This window comes from Hamadaea flava, assembly GCF_024172085.1.
Classification (GTDB): domain Bacteria; phylum Actinomycetota; class Actinomycetes; order Mycobacteriales; family Micromonosporaceae; genus Hamadaea; species Hamadaea flava.
Window position 1 is genome coordinate 6,375,505 of the sequence record NZ_JAMZDZ010000001.1, and the last position, 16,870, is coordinate 6,392,374.

The window sequence follows — 16,870 nt, forward strand, 5'->3', positions numbered from 1 at the left end:
TACTAGCGGGTAACATCCGAATCCGGTGTCACATGGCAGCATGAACGAACGTTCGGGCTGTGGCATAACAGGAGGCGTCGAAGCACGATGAAGATCGTCGTACTCGTCAAGCAGGTGCCGGATTCCGGCGCGGACCGCACGCTGCGTACTGACGACAACACCGTCGACCGAGCGTCGGCGAACAACGTGATCAACGAGATGGACGAGTACGCCATCGAGGAGGCCCTGCGCATCCGCGAGGCGAACGCCGGCTCGGAGGTCACGCTGCTGACCATGGGTCCCGACCGGGCGACCGAGTCGATCCGCAAGGCGCTGTCGATGGGGCCGGACAAGGCGGTCCACGTTGTGGACGACGCCCTGCACGGGTCGGACGCGCTGGGCACCTCCGCCGTGCTCGCCGCCGCGCTGCGGCAGTTGGAGCCCGACCTCGTGATCTGCGGGGCGGAGGCCACCGACGCGCGCGGCCAGGTGCTCCCGCACATGCTGGCCGAGCGGCTCGGCGTGGCCGCCCTCACCGGCGCGCGCAAGCTGACCGTCGAGGGCTCGACGTTGACCGCCGAGCGGCAGACCGAGGAGGGCTACGAGGTCGTCCGGGCCGCTACGCCCGCGATCGTGAGCGTCTGGGACACCATCAACGAGCCGCGCTACCCGTCGTTCAAGGGGATCATGGAGGCCAAGAAGAAGCCGGTCTCCAGCCTTGCCCTCGGCGACCTGGGCATCGACGCGGCCTCCGTCGGCGCGGCCGGCGCGTACAGCGCGGTCGTGGAGCACAGCAAGCGCCCGGCGCGCGCGGGCGGCGTCAAGGTGACCGACAACGGGGACGGCGGCTCGCAGCTCGTCGAGTTCCTCGCCACCGAGAAGTTCGTGTGAGGTTCAAGTGTCTGACGTTCTGGTTGTAGTGGAGTCCGCCGGCGGCGCCGTCAAGAAGGTGACGCTGGAGATGCTGACCCTCGCCCGTGACCTGGGCACCCCGGTCGCGGTGGTGCTCGGCGGCGCGGGCACGGCCGAGCCGCTGCTCGCCAAGCTCGGCGAGTACGGCGCGCAGAAGGTCCTCGTGGCCGAGGACGCCGACCTCGACGGCTACCTGGTCGCCCCGAAGGCCGCCGTGCTGGCCGAGATCGTGAAGTCGGCCGAGCCGGCCGCCGTGCTGATCGGCTCGACCCAGGAGGGCAAGGAGATCGCCGCCCGCCTCGCGGTCAAGCTGGACAACGGCATCCTCACCGATGTGGTGGCGCTGGGCGCGGACGGTGTGGCGACGCAGGTCGTCTTCGCCGGTTCGACGATCGTCAAGTCCAAGGTCACGAAGGGCTTCCCGCTCGTGACCGTCCGCGGCAACTCGCTGACGCCGACCCCGGCGCCGGCCGAGCCCGCCGTGGAGAACGTCGCGGTCGCCGTGCCGGACAACGCCAAGCTGGCCACCGTTGTGGAGCGGGTCGCCGAGGCCAAGGGCGCCCGCCCGGAGCTGGCCGAGGCGTCGGTCGTCGTCTCCGGCGGCCGCGGCGTCGGCAGCGCGGAGAACTTCAAGCTGGTCGAGGAGCTGGCCGACCTGCTCGGCGGCGCGGTCGGCGCGTCCCGGGCGGCCGTCGACTCCGGCTTCTACCCGCACGCCTTCCAGGTGGGCCAGACCGGTAAGACGGTCTCTCCGCAGCTGTACATCGCGCTGGGCATCTCCGGCGCGATCCAGCACCGGGCCGGCATGCAGACCTCGAAGACGATCGTCGCGGTGAACAAGGACGCCGAGGCGCCGATCTTCGAGCTGGCCGACTACGGCGTGGTGGGCGACCTCTTCCAGGTCGTGCCCCAGGCCGCAGAAGAGATCCGTAAGCGCAAGTAGGGCCCGCTCCGGCAAGCATGCAGATCAGGGATATGCGCCCTTCCCGAGGCTCGGGACGGCTGCATATCCCTGATCTGCATGAAGGGGGCAGTGGCGGATAGGCTGAGGGGCGATGGCATACCTCGATCACGCGGCGACCACGCCCATGCTCGCCGAAGCGCTCGACGCCTATGTCGCAGCCGCTCGCGACGTGGGCAACGCGTCCTCTCTCCACGGGCCAGGCCGCTGTGCCCGCCGCAAGGTCGAGGAGTCCCGGGAACGGATCGCGGCGGCGCTCGACGCGCGCCCGTCCGAGGTGATCTTCACCGGCGGTGGGACGGAATCCGACAACCTCGCTATCAAGGGCATCTTCTGGGCACAACGGCCCACCGGTCGCTGCCGCGTCGTCGCTTCCTCGATCGAGCACCACGCCGTCCTGGACACGGTGAACTGGCTGGAGCAGCACGAGGGGGCCAAGGTCACCTGGCTGCCGGTCGACGCCGAGGGGCGGATCGACCCCGGCGTGCTCGACGAGGCGCTCGACGACGATGTCGCCTTGGTCACCGCGATGTGGGCGAACAACGAAGTCGGCACCGTCCAGCCGGTCGCCGAGCTGGCGGCGCTGGCGAGCGCGCGGGGCGTACCGCTGCACACGGACGCGATTCAGGCGGTGGGCCAGATCCCGGTCGGCTTCGCCGCGTCCGGGGCGGCCGCCCTGACCTTGACCGGGCACAAGCTCGGCGGCCCGACCGGGGTCGGCGCGCTGCTGCTCGGCCGCGACGTCCCCTGCACCCCGCTGCTGCACGGCGGCGGGCAGGAGCGGGACGTGCGCTCCGGCACGCTGGATGTTCCCGGCATCGTGGCGTTCGCCACGGCGGTGGAGATCGCGGTCGCGACGCAGGCCGCGACGGCTGCCCACTTGGCGAGCCTGCGGGACGAGCTGATCGCCAAGGTACGCGCCGCCGTCCCCGAAGCCGTCCTGAACGGCGACCCGGTGAACCGGCTGCCGGGCAATGCCCACTTCGCCTTCCCAGGCTGTGAGGGCGACGCCCTGCTGATGCTGCTGGACGCGCAGGGGATCGCCTGCTCGACCGGATCGGCGTGCTCGGCGGGGATCGCCCAGCCCTCGCACGTGCTCCTGGCGATGGGGTGCGATCCGGTGGTGGCCCGCTCGTCGCTGCGCTTCTCGCTCGGCCACACGTCCACCTCGGCCGAGATCGACGAGCTGGTGGCCGCCCTGCCCGCCGTCGTCGAGCGCGCCCGCCGAGCCGGGAAACTCCGCAAGGACCGCGCGTAACCTCGCCCTGCCGCGAGACTGCCAAGCCGCGAAACGCCGTCGAGCCCGGCCAAGTCAGGCCAAGGAGCCGCGAAACGCTGTCGAGCCCGGCCAAGTCAGGCCAAGGAGTCGGAAACTCCGCAAGGGCCGCGCGTAGTCCCCGGGTAAGCTCGTCGGGTGCGAGTTCTTGCGGCGATGTCCGGTGGTGTCGACTCGGCGGTCGCGGCCGCCCGAGCGGTGGCGGCCGGGCACGACGTGACCGGAGTGCATCTGGCTCTGTCGAAGAATCCGCAGAGCTACCGGACCGGTGCCCGGGGCTGCTGCTCGCGGGAGGACTCCCACGACGCGCGGCGGGCCGCCGACGTGATCGGCATCCCGTTCTACGTCTGGGACATGGCCGAGGAGTTCCACGCCGACGTCGTGGAGGACTTCCTGAGCGAGTACGCGGCTGGGCGTACGCCTAATCCGTGCCTGCGCTGCAACGAGAAGATCAAGTTCGCCGCCGTCCTGGACCGGGCGCTGGCCCTGGGCTTCGACGCCGTGGTGACCGGGCACTACGCCCGGCTGGGCGACGACGGCGTGTTGCGGCGGGCCGCCGACGCCGAGAAGGACCAGTCCTACGTGCTCGGCGTACTCACGCAGGAGCAGCTGGATCACGCGATCTTCCCGCTGGGCGACTCGCTGAAGTCCGACGTACGCGCCGAGGCGGCCGAGCAGGGGCTGTCGGTCGCCGGAAAGCCCGACTCGCACGACATCTGCTTCATCGCCGACGGCGACACCCGCAAGTTCCTCCAGGAGCGGCTGGGTGAGGCGCCCGGCGACATCGTCGACTCGACCACCGGCGAGGTCGTCGGCTCCCACGACGGCGCGTACGCCTTCACGGTGGGCCAGCGGAAGGGGCTGGCCCTGGGCCGTCCCGCGCCGGATGGCAAGCCGCGCTACGTCCTGAGCATCACGCCGGTCACGAACACCGTCACCGTCGGCCCGGCCGAGGCGCTCGACGTCACCGTCGTCACCGCCACGCGCCCGATCGTCCTGGCTCCGCTGGAGCCGAAGACGGAGGCTCAGGTGCAGCTCCGGGCGCACGGCGAGCCGATCGACGCCGTGGTCGAGATCGTCGACGGCGTCCTGACGGCCAGCCTGCGCCGGCCGGCCCGGGGGATCGCGCCCGGTCAGGCGATCGTCGTCTACCGGCCCGACGCCGCCGGGGACGCCGTCCTCGCCAGCGCGACCATCACGAGTGCCAACGCCACCGACACCAGCGCCACCGACCGCAGCGCCACCGACCGCAGCGCCACCGACCGCAGCGCCACCGACCGCAGCGCGACCGACCGCAGCGCGACCGCCATGAGCACAGGCACCACGGCGGTCACCGCCGCCGCGGCCGTGGCGAGCGCCGCATGATCGAGCTGCCGCGCGGAAGCGCCACCGGAATCGGGTCGCTGCCCGGATCGGACCTGGTCGAGGCGGTCAAGTACAGCCTGGGCGAGCTGCCGGTGGCGTACCTGCCGGAGCTGCCGAATCGAGGTCCGGGCGCGGAGCTGATCGGGCGGGGCGCCGGGCTGCTCGTCGGTCTGCCGGTCGAGCTCTACACAGGACGGTGGCGGATCGCCTCCCGGGGCGGTCGTGACCTTCGGCGTACCCATGATCTCCTCGAACGAGACCTGGACCAGCTGACCGAGCAGGCGGACGGCTTCGCGGGACCGCTGAAGGTGCAGGCCGCGGGCCCGTGGACGCTGGCCGCGAGCATCGAGCTGGCGCTCGGGCAGGCGGTGCTGTCCGACCACGGCGCCGCACGCGACCTGAGCGAGTCGCTGGCGGAGGGGCTGCGCCTGCATGTGGCGGACATGCGTCGCCGCGTGCCGGGGGCGCAGGTGATTCTGCAGCTCGACGAGCCGTCGCTGCCCGCGGTCCTGGCCGGGCAGGTGCGCACCGCCAGTGGGCTGCACACCTATCGATCCGTCGCCGAGTCGGTCGCGCGCGAGGCGCTGACCCGCGTGATCGAGGCCGCCGACGCGCCGGTCGTGCTCCACTGCTGCGCGCCCGACGCGCCGCTCGCGCTGTTCCGCCAAGCCGGGGCGGCCGGCGTCGCGCTCGATCTCGACCAGGTGAAACAGCTCGATCCGGTGGGCGAACTGATCGACGCCGGGCTCACGCTCTTCGCGGGCGCGGCGGCCACGCGGGGCACTCGCGCGCCGTCGTCGGCTGCCGTCGCGGATAAGGTACGCACAACGTGGCGCACCCTCGGGTTCAGTGAGTCCCAGCTTCCCGAGCAGGTCGTGGTGACACCCGCCTGCGGCCTCGCCGGAGCGACACCCGCCTATGCGCGTGAGGTCCTGGCCGCGTGCCGGGAGGCTGGGCGGCGGCTCGCCGAGGTCTGAGCCGGACCGTGAACTGTCGTACCCAGCGGCTAGATTCCTCGTGTGAGCGAGAAGGACTTTGACTCCGCCCGGTCGCGGATCGCCGAGCTGACCAGCGAAATCGAGACACACCAGCAGCGTTACTACGAGCTGGACGCGCCGACCGTCTCCGACGCGGAATACGACGGTCTGCTGCGTGAGCTGGAGGGCCTGGAGCAGGACTTCCCGGAGCTGCGGTCGCTCGATTCGCCGACCCAGCGCGTCGGCGGGCAGGCCGCGGCCGGGTTCGCCACCGTCCAGCACGCGGCGCGGATGCTCAGCCTCGACAACGCCTTCTCCGACGAGGAGCTGACGGCCTGGGCCGATCGCGTGGTGCGCGACGCCGGCGGGCAGGTCGCGTTCCTGTGCGAGCTGAAGATCGACGGGCTCGCCATCAACCTGACCTATCGCAACGGCCGGCTGGTCCGGGCGGCGACCCGGGGCGACGGGCGGACCGGCGAGGACGTCACCGCCAACGTGCGTGCGCTGAAGGACATCCCCAAGACGCTCAAGGGGGACGACGTCCCCGCGCTCGTCGAGGTCCGGGGCGAGATCTTCTTCCCGACCTCCGGCTTCGCCGACCTCAACGCCAGCCTGGTCGCGGCCGGTCAGCGTCCGTTCGCGAATCCGCGCAACGCCGCCTCCGGCTCGCTGCGCCAGAAGGATCCCTCGATCACGGGCTCCCGGCCGCTGCGTCTGATCGTGCACGGCATCGGCGCGCACGAGGGCTTCGAGCCGCCCCGGCAATCCGAGGCGTACAAGCTGTTGCAGAGCTGGGGTCTGCCCACGTCGCTGCGCTGGAAGGTGGTGGACTCCCTCGACGAGGTCCGCGAGTTCATCGCCTACTACGCCGAGCACCGGCACGACGTCGAGCACGACATCGACGGCGTCGTGATCAAGGTCGACGACGTGGCGATCCAGGGCCGCCTGGGCAACACGAGCCGGGCGCCGCGCTGGGCGATCGCGTACAAGTATCCGCCGGAGGAGGCGAACACCAAGCTCGTCGACATCCTCGTCAACGTCGGCCGCACCGGCCGGGTCACCCCCTACGCCGTGCTCGAGGCCGTCCACGTCGCCGGCGTCACCGTCACCAGTGCGACCCTGCACAACCAAGAGGAAGTCAAGCGCAAGGGCGTCCTCATCGGCGACACGGTGACCATCCGGCGGGCGGGCGACGTCATCCCGGAGGTGCTCGGACCGGTCGTCGACCTGCGGGACGGCACCGAACGCGAGTTCGTGATGCCCACGCACTGCCCGGAGTGCGGCGCCGCGCTGGCTCCGGCGAAGGAGTCCGACGTCGACGTACGCTGCCCCAACACGCGCTATTGCGTCGCCCAGCTGCGTGAGCGCATGTTCTACCTCGGCGGCCGCGACGGCTTCGACATCGAGGGCCTGGGCTACAAGGCGGGCGTCGCCCTCATCAACGACAAGGTGATCGCCGACGAGGGCGACCTGTTCGGGCTGACCGCCGCGGACCTGACGCGGTCGCCGTTCTTCACGAAGAAGGACGGCACGCTCTCCGCGAACGCCGCCAAGCTCCTGGACAACCTCGAGAAGGCGAAGACGGTCCCGCTGTCGCGGGTCCTGGTGTCGTTCTCCATCCGGCACTGCGGCCCGACCGCGGCTGAGGCGCTGGCCAACGCGTTCGGCTCGGTCGAGGCGATCAGCAAGGCGAGCGTCGAGCGGATGTCTTCGGTGGAGGATGTCGGCGGCATCATCGCCGAGGCGGTCCGGGAGTGGTTCACCGTCGACTGGCACCGCGAGATCGTGGAGAAATGGCAGGCCGCCGGGGTCGTCATGGAGCAGGAGATGGGCGTCGACACCGGCCCGAAGCCACTGGACGGGCTGACCGTCGTGGTCACCGGCACGCTGACCGACTTCACCCGCGACGACGCGTCCGACGCGCTCACCGCGCAGGGCGCGAAGGTGACCGGATCGGTCTCGAAGAAGACCAGCTTCGTCGTCGTGGGGGAGAACCCGGGCTCGAAGTTCGACAAGGCGCAGAGTCTGGGTGTGCCGATCCTCGACGACGCGGGTCTCGCGATCCTGCTCGCCGACGGGCCGGAAGCAGCTCGGAGCCACGCCGCGTCGACTGCTGCCTGAATCTGCCCCTTACAACGACGTTCGCCGTTCCCCGCGACCCTCCGCGGTGTGGTTTCCTATGTCACATCGGTGACGGGGAGTCGCGGGACGCTCGCTCTGCGCCTGCGGAGGTCCTAGTCTGTAGGTTCGTGTGTCGGCGCTCGATCTAGGGCTCCGACCTGCGGATACGCGGGAAGGTGGGGGTCGCATGACGGCATCGGCGTCGCGCTCGGCCGCCGGTGGGGCGGAGACTCCGTCCATCACCGCTCCTCCCGAATCGCTGCGGAACGCCGCACCCGTCATGGGTTCCGGCCGTTTTATCGGGTATGTGGCGATTGTTGTCGTCCTCGCGGCCGCCGTCCTTGTTGTCGAACTCGCGACGCCGTTCGCCGGTTCCGGCCCCTGGGAGGCCGAGATCTGGTTGATGGCGGCGATGGCGCTGGTTGCGGACGCCTTTCCGATGAGCCCGCCGGGGCGTCGGATGAGTTCGGCGGTGTTCCCGTCGATCTGCTTCAGCTTCGCCATCCTCATCGATTCGAACCTCGCGGCGGCGTTGGTGGTCCAGGCGGCGGCGGTCGTCGTCTCGTCCTGGCGGATGAAGCACAAACCGTGGCGGGCGGTCTTCAACATCGCCCAGTACGCGATCGCGCTGTCGGCCGCGTCGGCGGTGATCCACCTCGGCGCGACGCTGCTGCCGATCGACGCCGCGGCCGGCTGGGCGGTGGCGGTGTGCGTACTGGCCGCCGTGGCCTGGTTCCTGTGCAAGTACACGACGACCTCGGTCGCGGTCTGGCTGCGCTTCGGCGGTCCACTGTGGCCGACCCTGCGCGCCCCGCTGGCCCCGGAGGCGCTGACCACCGGCGCGTTGCTCCTGCTCGGCGTGATCCTGGCCGCCGCGGCCGACCAGAGCGCGCTCTACGTCCCGCTGGCGATCATCCCGCTGATCGCCGTGCAGCGGTTGGCCGTGCTGTCCACCGAGCAGACCCGGCTGGCCCGGCTCGACTCGCTGACCGGGCTGGCCAACCGCAAGGTCCTGATCAGCGAGGTCGGCTCGATCGCCGCCGAGTACGCCCGCTCGCCCGCCAAGGCACGATTCGCTCTGCTGCTGCTGGACCTGGACCGGTTCAAGCACGTCAACGACGCGCTCGGGCACACCGTCGGCGACCGGCTGCTGGTCGCGGTGGCCGACCGGCTGGCGAAGAACATCCGCGAGGGCGACCTCGTGGCGCGGTTGGGCGGCGACGAGTTCGCCATCGTCTCCGGCCGCCTGACCAGCCCCGACGACGCCGTACGCCTCGCCGCCCGGATCACGCAGGCGCTGCAGGACCCGGTGACGCTGGACGGGCTGCCGCTCGACATCTCCGGCAGCATCGGCATCGCCCTCTACCCAGAGCACGGCACCGATTTCGCCACGCTGATGCGGCACGCCGACGTCGCGATGTACGACGCCAAACACCGGGGCGACGGCATCGCCCTGTACGCCGCGGAGTCGGACCACAACTCGCCCCGTCGCCTGAGCCTTGTCGCCGATCTCCGCAAGGCGCTGGAGGACCCCGAGGGCGGCGGGCTGAACGTCTTCTACCAGCCTCAGATCGAGATCTCGTCCGGTGAGGTCGTCGGCGTGGAGGCACTGCTGCGCTGGCACCATCCGGCGTACGGGCCGGTCGACCCGGAGGAGCTGATCAAGGCGGCCGAGCCGAGCGCGGTGATGCGCCAGCTCACCCGCTGGGTGCTGGCCGAGGTGGTCGCGCAGCTCGCCCGCTGGCGGCCGATGGCGTTGCGGCTGCGCTGCGCGGTCAACGTGAGCGTGCGGGACCTGCACAACGACGACATCGTCGAGCACGTCACCGACCTGCTCCGGGAGCACGGCGTCACCGCTGACCAGCTCCAGCTGGAGATCACCGAGGAAGGTCTGATGGCCGACCCCAACCGGGTCCTCGCCACCCTCGCCAAGCTGGACAAGCTCGGCGTGGCGATCGCGCTGGACGACTTCGGCACGGGGTACTCCTCGATGCAGCACCTGCGGCGGCTGCCGCTGGCCGAGGTGAAGATCGACCGCACGTTCGTCTTCGGGATGCGTGAGGACCCCGACGACGCCGCGATCGTCAGCTCGATCATCGAACTGGCCGGCGCGCTCGGCCTGCGCGTGGTGGCCGAAGGCGTCGAGGACGAGCCGACCTGGCGGATGTTGCACCAGCAGGGCTGCGAAGTGGCCCAGGGCTGGTTCTACGCCCGACCGATGCCGGCCGAGGACCTGCTGGCCTGGATCGCCCGAACGACGTTGCCGGGCGCGCGCCGGCTGGCCTCCCGCCTGCCTGCCGCCCACCCACACGCCGTCATCGTCCCCGCCCCCACCCCCGAATCCCCCTAACCCACCCCACCCCACCCCACCCCACCCCACCCCACCCCACCCCACCCCACCCCGTCGCACCCTGCCCCGTTGATCATGAACCTATCGCCATGATCGACCGGTGTGTCGTGTCCGCAGCGCCCTGATCAACTCCGTGGGCAGGTGATCGACTCGGGCAGGAGAACGCGGCGCGGACCCGGAGGCGATCTTGCCGAGCCGGGCAAATAGACTCGCTCGGGGCAGCCCGCCGATGGCAGGCTGAGCCCACCGAACCCGACGAACTCAGTCAAGGGGGCAGAGCATGGCCGCCATCTCCCGCGAAGAGGTAGCGCATCTGGCGCACCTGTCGCGGCTTGCCGTCACCGAGCAGGAACTGGACGTCTTCGCCGGTCAGCTCGACGTGATCCTGCAGGCCGTCGCCCGGGTCGGCGAGGTGGCCGCCGCGGACATCCCGCCCACGTCCCACTCGGTTCCGCTGGTCAACGTGCTGCGCGAGGACGTCGAGCAGCCGTGCCTGACCCCGGCCGAGGCGCTGGCCGGCGCGCCGGACGCGTACGAGGACCGGTTCCGGGTTCCTCGCATCTTGAGCGAAGAGGAGTGACCGGCGTGATCAAGAAGACCGCTGCTGAGCTGGGCGCACTCATCGCCAACCGTGAGGTCTCGGCCGTCGAGGTCGCCCGCGAGCACCTCGACCGCATCGCCGCCGTCGACGACCGCGTCCACGCCTTCCTCCACGTCGACACCGAGGGCGCGCTCGCCGCCGCCGCGGCGGTCGACGCCAGAATCGCCGCCGGGGAGCAGCTCGGGCCGCTGGCCGGTGTGCCGATCGCCGTCAAGGACGTGCTCGCCACGCGGGGCGTACCGACGACGGCGGGCTCGAAGATCCTCGAAGGTTGGCGTCCGCCGTACGACGCGACCCTGGTCGAGCGGCTGCGGGCGGCCGGCACCGTCATGCTCGGCAAGACCAACATGGACGAGTTCGCCATGGGCTCCTCGACGGAGTACTCGGCGTACGGTCCGACCTTCAACCCGTGGGACCTGGCCCGGATTCCGGGCGGATCCGGTGGTGGCTCGGCGGCGGCGCTCGCGGCGTACGAGGCTCCACTGTCGATCGGCACCGACACCGGCGGCTCGATCCGGCAGCCCGGCGCTGTGACGGGCACCGTCGGCGCGAAGCCCACTTACGGTGGCACCAGCCGATACGGGCTCCTCGCCTTCTCATCCTCACTGGACACGCCCGGCCCCTGTGCGCGTACCGTCGAAGACACCGCCTTGTTGCACGCGGTCATCGCGGGGCACGACCCGCGGGACTCGACCTCGATCGACGCGTCGGTCCCCGACGTGGTCGGGGCCGCGCGGCTCGGGGCGACCGGCGACCTGACCGGCGTGAAGGTCGGTCTGGTCCGCGAATTCTCGGGCGAGGGCGCCGAGCCCGGCGTGATGAGTGCGTTCCGCGAGACCGTCGAGGCCCTGACCAAGCTCGGCGCCGAGGTGGTCGAGGTCTCCTGCCCCAACTTCGTGTACGCGCTGCCGGCGTATTACCTGATCGCGCCGAGTGAGTGCTCCTCCAACCTGGCGCGGTACGACGGAGTGCGCTTCGGTCTGCGCGTCGGCGACGACGGCAACCGGTCGCTCGAAGAGGTCATGTCGATGACCCGCGAGGCGGGTTTTGGCCCGGAGGTCAAGCGCCGCATCATCATCGGCACGTACGCCTTGTCGTCCGGCTACTACGACGCCTACTACGGGCAGGCCCAGAAGGTGCGCACGCTCATCACCCGCGACTTCACCACGGCGTTCGAGCAGGTGGACGTGCTGGTCTCGCCGACCACGCCGTTCGTCGCGTTCGAACTGGGCTCCCGGACGTCCGACCCGTACCAGATGTACCTGGCGGACCTGTTCACCATCCCGACGAACCTCTACGGCGGCCCGGCGATCTCGGTGCCGTGCGGCCTGTCCGAGGGGCTGCCGGTCGGCTTCCAGGTGATGGCTCCGACCCTCGGCGACGACCGGATGTACCGGGTGGCCGCCGCGGTCGAGTCGGCCGTGGGCACGTTCGCGCCGCCCACGCTGTAACTGCCGCCGACCCTGTAACTGTTGTCGTACGCGGGCGGGAGGATGGTCGGATGCCTGGCATGCGCCGTCCTCTCCAACGCGACGACGCCATCGTGTTGCGTGTGCAGAAGCTGGGGGAGTCCGACCGGATCATCACCCTGCTGACCCGCCGGCATGGGCGGCTGCGCGCCGTGGCCCGGGGCGTACGCAAGATGACCTCGCGCTACGGCGCCCGGTTGGAACCCTTCGGCCACATCGACGTGCAGTGGGCCGAAGGGGCCGGGCTGCACACGATCTCCCAGGTCGAGGGGATCTCCCTGCTCGGCAAGCACTTCGTCGAGGACTATCCGCGCTACACCGCAGCGAGCGCGATCGCGGAGACGGCCGAGCGGTTGACCGCCGAGGAGGGCCAGCCTGCGCTGCGGCTGTTCCAGCTGACGCTGGGCGCGTTCCGGGCGCTGGCCGACGGCGAGCACTCCGGGACGCTCGTGCTCGACGCGTACCTGCTGCGGGCGATGGCGCATGAGGGCTGGGCGCCGGTGCTCGCCGAGTGCGCCGTCTGCTCCGCTCCCGGGCCGCACCGGGCGTTCTCCGTCGCGGCCGGCGGCAGCGTGTGCAGCCAGTGCCGGCCGCCGGGTGCGGCCCATCCGAACCCCGCCACGATCGAACTCATGCTGGCCCTGCTCAACGGCGACTGGAAGATCGCCGACGCGGCCGAGGAAGCCCAGCGCCGCCAGTGCAGTGGCCTGGTCGCAGCGCACCTGCAGTGGCATATGGAACGCGCGCTACGCTCGCTTCCTCTAGTGGATCGGGGAGAGCGCACGTGATCAGGAAAGTCAGCCTCGGCCGCAGGTCGGCGCCCATCGAGCCGACTCCGCATCCGTCGGGTGCCCGCCCGCCGGCGCTGCCCTCCGGAGCGCTGCCGCGCCACATCGCCGTCGTGATGGACGGCAACGGCCGTTGGGCGAAGGACCGCGGACTTCCTCGGACAGAAGGCCACAAACGGGGCGAATACTCCCTTTTCGACGCCGTCGAGGGTGCGCTGGAGATCGGCGTCCCGTTCCTGTCGGCGTACGCCTTCTCCACGGAGAACTGGAAGCGCTCGCCGGAAGAGGTGCGCTTCCTCATGGGCTTCAACCGCGACGTCATCCGGCGCCGCCGGGACCAGCTCGTCGACCTCGGCGTACGCGTCGTCTGGTCGGGTCGCCGAGGCCGGCTCTGGAAGAGCGTCATCGACGAGCTGGAGACGGCGGAGGAGATGAGCCGCCACAACTCGAAGCTGACCCTCCAGTTCTGCGTGAACTACGGCGGGCAGGCCGAGATCGCCGACGCGGCGGCCGCCATCGCCCGCGACGTCGCCGAGGGCCGGATCAGCCCGGACCGGGTGAGCGAGAAGCTGTTCGCCAAGTACCTGTACCACCCCGAGGTGCCCGACGTGGACCTCTTCCTGCGGCCGTCCGGCGAGCAGCGCACCTCCAACTTCCTGATCTGGCAGAGCGCGTACGCCGAGCTGATCTACATGGACGTGCTCTGGCCGGACTTCGACCGCCGGCACCTGTGGCACGCCTGCGAGCTGTACGCCCAGCGCGACCGGCGGTTCGGCGGGGCGCTGCCGAACCCGGTCCCGCCGCCGCCCGCTTCCGCCTGACGCGGCCCGGCTTCCTGAGCGCGGCCTGGTTTCCTGAATGCGGCCTGGCTTCCTGAGCGTGGCCTGGCTTCCTGAACGCGGCCTGCGTCCGCCCGACGGTGCTCGCGTCCGCCCGCCGCTGCCTTCTACCGCCTGAGGGCACCCGCCTCCGGGCGGCCGTCCGCCTCGGGCACGGCCTGTCTACCTGGGTGCGGCCGTCTTCCATCCTGGCGCGGCGTCCGCCGCCGACTCCACCCCGCGTGCTTTCGGCAAATGTTGATCAGGGCGCTAGGTAAGTGATCATGCCGTCCGGGACACGACACGCCGGTTGATCACGACCGTTAGTTCATGATCGCGCGGAAAGCCGGGGGGACGCGCGGAGGGGGAGTCAGCGGGCGATGACGAGGGCGGCGAGGGCGAGCGAAGCGAGCAGGAGGGCCCAGTCGGCGAGCCCGAAGGGCGAGGGCCGGGCGACGGTCCGGGGCGTACCGGAGTCGAACCCGCGAGCGTCCATGGCCTGGGCCAGCCGCGTTCCCCGGCGGATGGCCCCGACGAGCAGCCCGAACGCGGTGCCGGCGAACAGCCGTACCCACCGCAGGGGGTTGCCACCCGCGTCGATGCCTCGGGCGCGGCGGGCCATCGAGATGAGCCGCCATTCTTCGCCGAGCAGCCCGACCAGGCGGAACGCGGCCAGTGCGCCGATCGCGAAGCGGGCTGGGGCTTTGACGTGCTGGATCAGGGAGTCGGCGAGGTCGGTCGGGTCGGTGGTGGCGTACACGAGGACGGCGGGTAGGGCCAGCGCGAGCAGCCGCAGCGCGTAGCTCACCGACAGGGACAGGACCGAGGTGGTCACGAGGAACGGCCCGAAGTCCACCAGTACCGCACCCGACCGGTTGGCGGCGAACAGCGACAGCGAGATCACGACGCTCGCCGCGCCCAGCAGGGCGGGCCAGGCGCGCCGGAGCAAGCCCCAGGGCGTGAGCCCGAACAGCGGCGTGACCAGCAAGGTCAGCAGCACGATGCCGCCCAGGACGACCGCGTTCAACGTGGTCAGCGCGGCCAAGGACAGCAAGAGCGCGGCGCCGAGCTTCGCGACGGGGGCACGACGGGCCAGGATCACAGCGAGACCGTCCGATCGGCGAGCACGGAGACCAGCGAGGAGTCGTGGGTGACGGTCATGATCCCGTGCCCGGAGTCGCGGAGCGACGCCAGCAGCGAGACCAGCTCGATCCAGGTGCGACGATCCTGCCCGAAGGTCGGCTCGTCCAGGATCAGCAGTCGCGGTGCGGCGGCGAGCGCGGTCGCCACGCTCAGCCGCCGGGCCTGCCCGCCCGACAGCGTGAACGGGTTCGCCCGTGCCAGTTCGGCCAGGTGCAGCCGTTCCAGCAGCTCGTCGACCCGCGCGGGCGGCGTGCCGCCGAGGGCCAGCTCGTCGCGTACGGTCGAGGTCACGAACTGGTGCTCCGGATTCTGGAACACCGATCCGATCCGCGTCGCGAGCACCTTCGCCCGCCACTTGTGCGGCTTGCCGTCCGGCGTCACCACCGCACCGGCCGCCGGTCGCAGCAGGCCACCGAGGGCCAGGGCCAGCGTCGACTTGCCCACGCCGTTGGGGCCGGTCACGGCCACGGTTTCGCCCTCTCGAACGTGCACATCCTGGTACGCCATATGGCGTACCCGTAGCTCTTGAGTGGAGATCAAGGCGTGACCGGGTGACGCCGAGGCGCGCTGCGCGGGGACCGGATGGCCGGGGACCCACACGCCGGCGGCGGCCAGTTCGTCGCCGAGTGGACCGGTCAGCAGCGACGGGGGCCCGTCGGCACGGACTCCGCCGCCGGGGTCGAGGACGACGACCCGGGTGATGAGCGGCAGGACTTCGTCGATCCGATGTTCGACCAGCACCACCGTGACCTCGGCCTCGACCGCCTCGCGGAGCGTTTGGCGCACTTGGGCGGCGCCCTGCGGGTCGAGGTTGGCCGTGGGTTCGTCGAGCAGCAGCAGGTCCGGCCGGGGCGCGAGGGTCCCGGCCAGGACGAGCCGCTGTTGTTCACCGCCCGAGAGCTGGTCGGTACGCCGATCGCGGTCGTACGGGAAGCCGACCTCCCGCATCACCTCGTCGACCCGGGGCCAGATCCGGTCGACGGGCCAGCCGAGGTTCTCCAGCCCGAACGCGACCTCGTCGCCGGAGCGGCGCATGACCAGCTGCGAATGCGGGTCCTGGAAGACGATGCCGGGCCGGCCGTCGACCTTCAGGACGCCCTCCGCTTCGCCCGACGACGTCGGCAGGAGGCCGGCGATCGCCGCGAGCAGCGTGGACTTGCCCGCCCCGGACGGGCCGAGCAGCAACACCCGTTCGCCACGGTCGATCCGCAGGTCGACGCCGCGGACCGCCCATGCGCGGCGGCCGGCGTGCCGCCACCCGTACCCGTCCAGGGTCAGCATCAGACCAGCTCGCGCGTACGCCCGGAGGGGAACGGGTCCAGCACCCCGGTGCTGGACAGCCCCCGGGCCAGGGCGAACGAGCCCGCGCCCGCGATGAGGGCGCCGCTGGCGATCTGGATCAGGGCGTAGGTGATCTGCCACGCCGCCGACCATTCGCCGTACGAGGTGGTGGTCAGGTCGAGGACGGTCGCGGCGGCGCCGATGAGACCGCCGGTGAGCAGTGCGTTCGGCAGCCCCCAGCGCTTGTACGCGCCGATGGCGAAGCCGAGTTCGCCGGCCGCGCCCTGGGCGAGACCGTAGTAGAGGACGGTGACGCCCCAGGCCGAGCCGAGCAGGGCCGAGATGACGGCCGCGACCAGTTCGGCGAACAGGGCGGCACCCGGCTTGCGCACGATGAGCGGAGCGAGCACTGCGGGCAGGAACCACACGCCGGTGATGATCGCTCCGGCCGGCGGGAAGCCGGCGAAGGCGGCGCTGAACGGCCCGAACCACAGTTGGTTCCAGGCCCAGAAGACGACGCCGAAGGCGACGGCGACGACCGCGGTGACGACGATGTCTACGGTTCGCCACCGGTAAGCGGTGTTGTTCATGGACGACTCCTAGTTCGAGGGGGGAACCAGGAGAAGACGCACGCCATGCCTTCAGGATCCCAAGGAGGGATTGATGGCATGGCGCAAACGATGAGGTGAAGACCGAACTCCCTACGCTGGCATCGGCGGCCCTCCCCAGGGCGACGCCTTGTCCAGATCAGGTTCGAGGGTCTGCGGCCGCCTTGTCTGCCAAAGCGGGACGCACTCTCAGCGCTGTGCGCTCCCCTGTCCGTCTGATA

Annotated in this window: 14 protein-coding genes; 11 read left to right on the plus strand and 3 right to left on the minus strand. The window is 71.0% G+C overall.

Translation table 11 applies throughout. The features are described 5' to 3' along the window. The first annotated feature begins 87 nt into the window (after nt 1–87). The 11 genes from HDA40_RS29835 (at nt 88) to HDA40_RS29885 (ending at nt 13,620) form a co-directional block, all read left to right on the plus strand. Nucleotides 88–870: an electron transfer flavoprotein subunit beta/FixA family protein gene (locus HDA40_RS29835; protein WP_253761125.1), complete on the plus strand. Its 783-nt coding sequence runs from the start codon at nt 88–90 to the stop codon at nt 868–870. Between the two features lie 7 nt (nt 871–877). Then, nucleotides 878–1,834: an electron transfer flavoprotein subunit alpha/FixB family protein gene (locus HDA40_RS29840; protein WP_253761126.1), complete on the plus strand. Its 957-nt coding sequence runs from the start codon at nt 878–880 to the stop codon at nt 1,832–1,834. Between the two features lie 112 nt (nt 1,835–1,946). Then, nucleotides 1,947–3,110, plus strand: coding sequence for a cysteine desulfurase family protein (locus HDA40_RS29845; RefSeq protein WP_253761127.1), 1,164 nt, complete (start codon nt 1,947–1,949; stop codon nt 3,108–3,110). Between the two features lie 156 nt (nt 3,111–3,266). After that, nucleotides 3,267–4,493: a tRNA 2-thiouridine(34) synthase MnmA gene (gene mnmA, locus HDA40_RS29850; protein ID WP_253761128.1), complete on the plus strand. Its 1,227-nt coding sequence runs from the start codon at nt 3,267–3,269 to the stop codon at nt 4,491–4,493. Then, nucleotides 4,490–5,470 (plus strand): uroporphyrinogen decarboxylase/cobalamine-independent methonine synthase family protein, encoded by a 981-nt coding sequence (locus tag HDA40_RS29855; protein ID WP_253761129.1) that lies wholly within the window; start codon nt 4,490–4,492, stop codon nt 5,468–5,470. Before mnmA ends, HDA40_RS29855 begins: the two co-directional genes overlap by 4 nt. Before the next feature lie 42 nt (nt 5,471–5,512). Then, a complete protein-coding gene (gene ligA, locus HDA40_RS29860; protein ID WP_253761130.1) occupies nt 5,513–7,591 on the plus strand; it encodes an NAD-dependent DNA ligase LigA in 2,079 nt (692 codons plus the stop codon). A 280-nt stretch (nt 7,592–7,871) separates the two neighbouring features. Next, nucleotides 7,872–9,941 (plus strand): putative bifunctional diguanylate cyclase/phosphodiesterase, encoded by a 2,070-nt coding sequence (locus HDA40_RS29865; protein WP_372503192.1) that lies wholly within the window; start codon nt 7,872–7,874, stop codon nt 9,939–9,941. Nucleotides 9,942–10,221: 280 nt separating this feature from the next. Next, a complete protein-coding gene (gatC, locus tag HDA40_RS29870; protein ID WP_253761131.1) occupies nt 10,222–10,521 on the plus strand; it encodes an Asp-tRNA(Asn)/Glu-tRNA(Gln) amidotransferase subunit GatC in 300 nt (99 codons plus the stop codon). Further along, the gene (gatA, locus tag HDA40_RS29875; RefSeq protein ID WP_253761132.1) at nt 10,518–11,993 is read left to right on the plus strand and encodes an Asp-tRNA(Asn)/Glu-tRNA(Gln) amidotransferase subunit GatA; all 1,476 of its coding nucleotides are present in this window, start codon (nt 10,518–10,520) and stop codon (nt 11,991–11,993) included. Before gatC ends, gatA begins: the two co-directional genes overlap by 4 nt. A gap of 50 nt (nt 11,994–12,043) precedes the next feature. Beyond that, entirely contained in the window at nt 12,044–12,799 is a 756-nt protein-coding gene (recO, locus tag HDA40_RS29880; RefSeq protein ID WP_253761133.1) for a DNA repair protein RecO, read from the plus strand. A gap of 35 nt (nt 12,800–12,834) precedes the next feature. Continuing rightward, complete coding sequence (locus HDA40_RS29885; RefSeq protein ID WP_253763859.1) at nt 12,835–13,620, plus strand: isoprenyl transferase; 786 nt, start codon at nt 12,835–12,837, stop codon at nt 13,618–13,620. A 367-nt stretch (nt 13,621–13,987) separates the two neighbouring features. Here the strand turns inward: HDA40_RS29885 and HDA40_RS29890 are convergent, their stop codons facing one another. The 3 genes from HDA40_RS29890 to HDA40_RS29900 are packed head-to-tail and all read right to left on the minus strand — an operon-like array spanning nt 13,988 to nt 16,631. Further along, nucleotides 13,988–14,719, minus strand: coding sequence for an energy-coupling factor transporter transmembrane component T family protein (locus HDA40_RS29890; protein ID WP_253761134.1), 732 nt, complete (start codon nt 14,717–14,719; stop codon nt 13,988–13,990). Next, a complete protein-coding gene (locus HDA40_RS29895; protein WP_253761135.1) occupies nt 14,716–16,041 on the minus strand; it encodes an ABC transporter ATP-binding protein in 1,326 nt (441 codons plus the stop codon). The genes HDA40_RS29890 and HDA40_RS29895 overlap by 4 nt, the downstream gene beginning before the upstream one ends. Continuing rightward, nucleotides 16,041–16,631 carry an ECF transporter S component gene (locus tag HDA40_RS29900; RefSeq protein ID WP_253761136.1) on the minus strand — a complete coding sequence of 197 codons (591 nt, stop codon included), beginning with the start codon at nt 16,629–16,631 and terminating at the stop codon, nt 16,041–16,043. The genes HDA40_RS29895 and HDA40_RS29900 overlap by 1 nt, the downstream gene beginning before the upstream one ends. Between the last annotated feature and the right edge of the window lie 239 nt (nt 16,632–16,870).

Excerpts from the sequence above, each read along its gene's own strand:
- HDA40_RS29835 (WP_253761125.1), top strand. The coding sequence starts at position 88 with ATGAAGATCGTCGTACTCGTCAAGCAGGTGCCGGATTCCGGCGCGGAC.
- HDA40_RS29845 (WP_253761127.1), top strand. The coding sequence starts at position 1,947 with ATGGCATACCTCGATCACGCGGCGACCACGCCCATGCTCGCCGAAGCG.
- HDA40_RS29855 (WP_253761129.1), top strand. The coding sequence starts at position 4,490 with ATGATCGAGCTGCCGCGCGGAAGCGCCACCGGAATCGGGTCGCTGCCC.
- HDA40_RS29865 (WP_372503192.1), top strand. The coding sequence starts at position 7,872 with ATGGGTTCCGGCCGTTTTATCGGGTATGTGGCGATTGTTGTCGTCCTC.
- gatC (WP_253761131.1), top strand. The coding sequence starts at position 10,222 with ATGGCCGCCATCTCCCGCGAAGAGGTAGCGCATCTGGCGCACCTGTCG.
- recO (WP_253761133.1), top strand. The coding sequence starts at position 12,044 with ATGCCTGGCATGCGCCGTCCTCTCCAACGCGACGACGCCATCGTGTTG.
- HDA40_RS29895 (WP_253761135.1), bottom strand. The coding sequence starts at position 16,041 with ATGCTGACCCTGGACGGGTACGGGTGGCGGCACGCCGGCCGCCGCGCA.
- HDA40_RS29900 (WP_253761136.1), bottom strand. The coding sequence starts at position 16,631 with ATGAACAACACCGCTTACCGGTGGCGAACCGTAGACATCGTCGTCACC.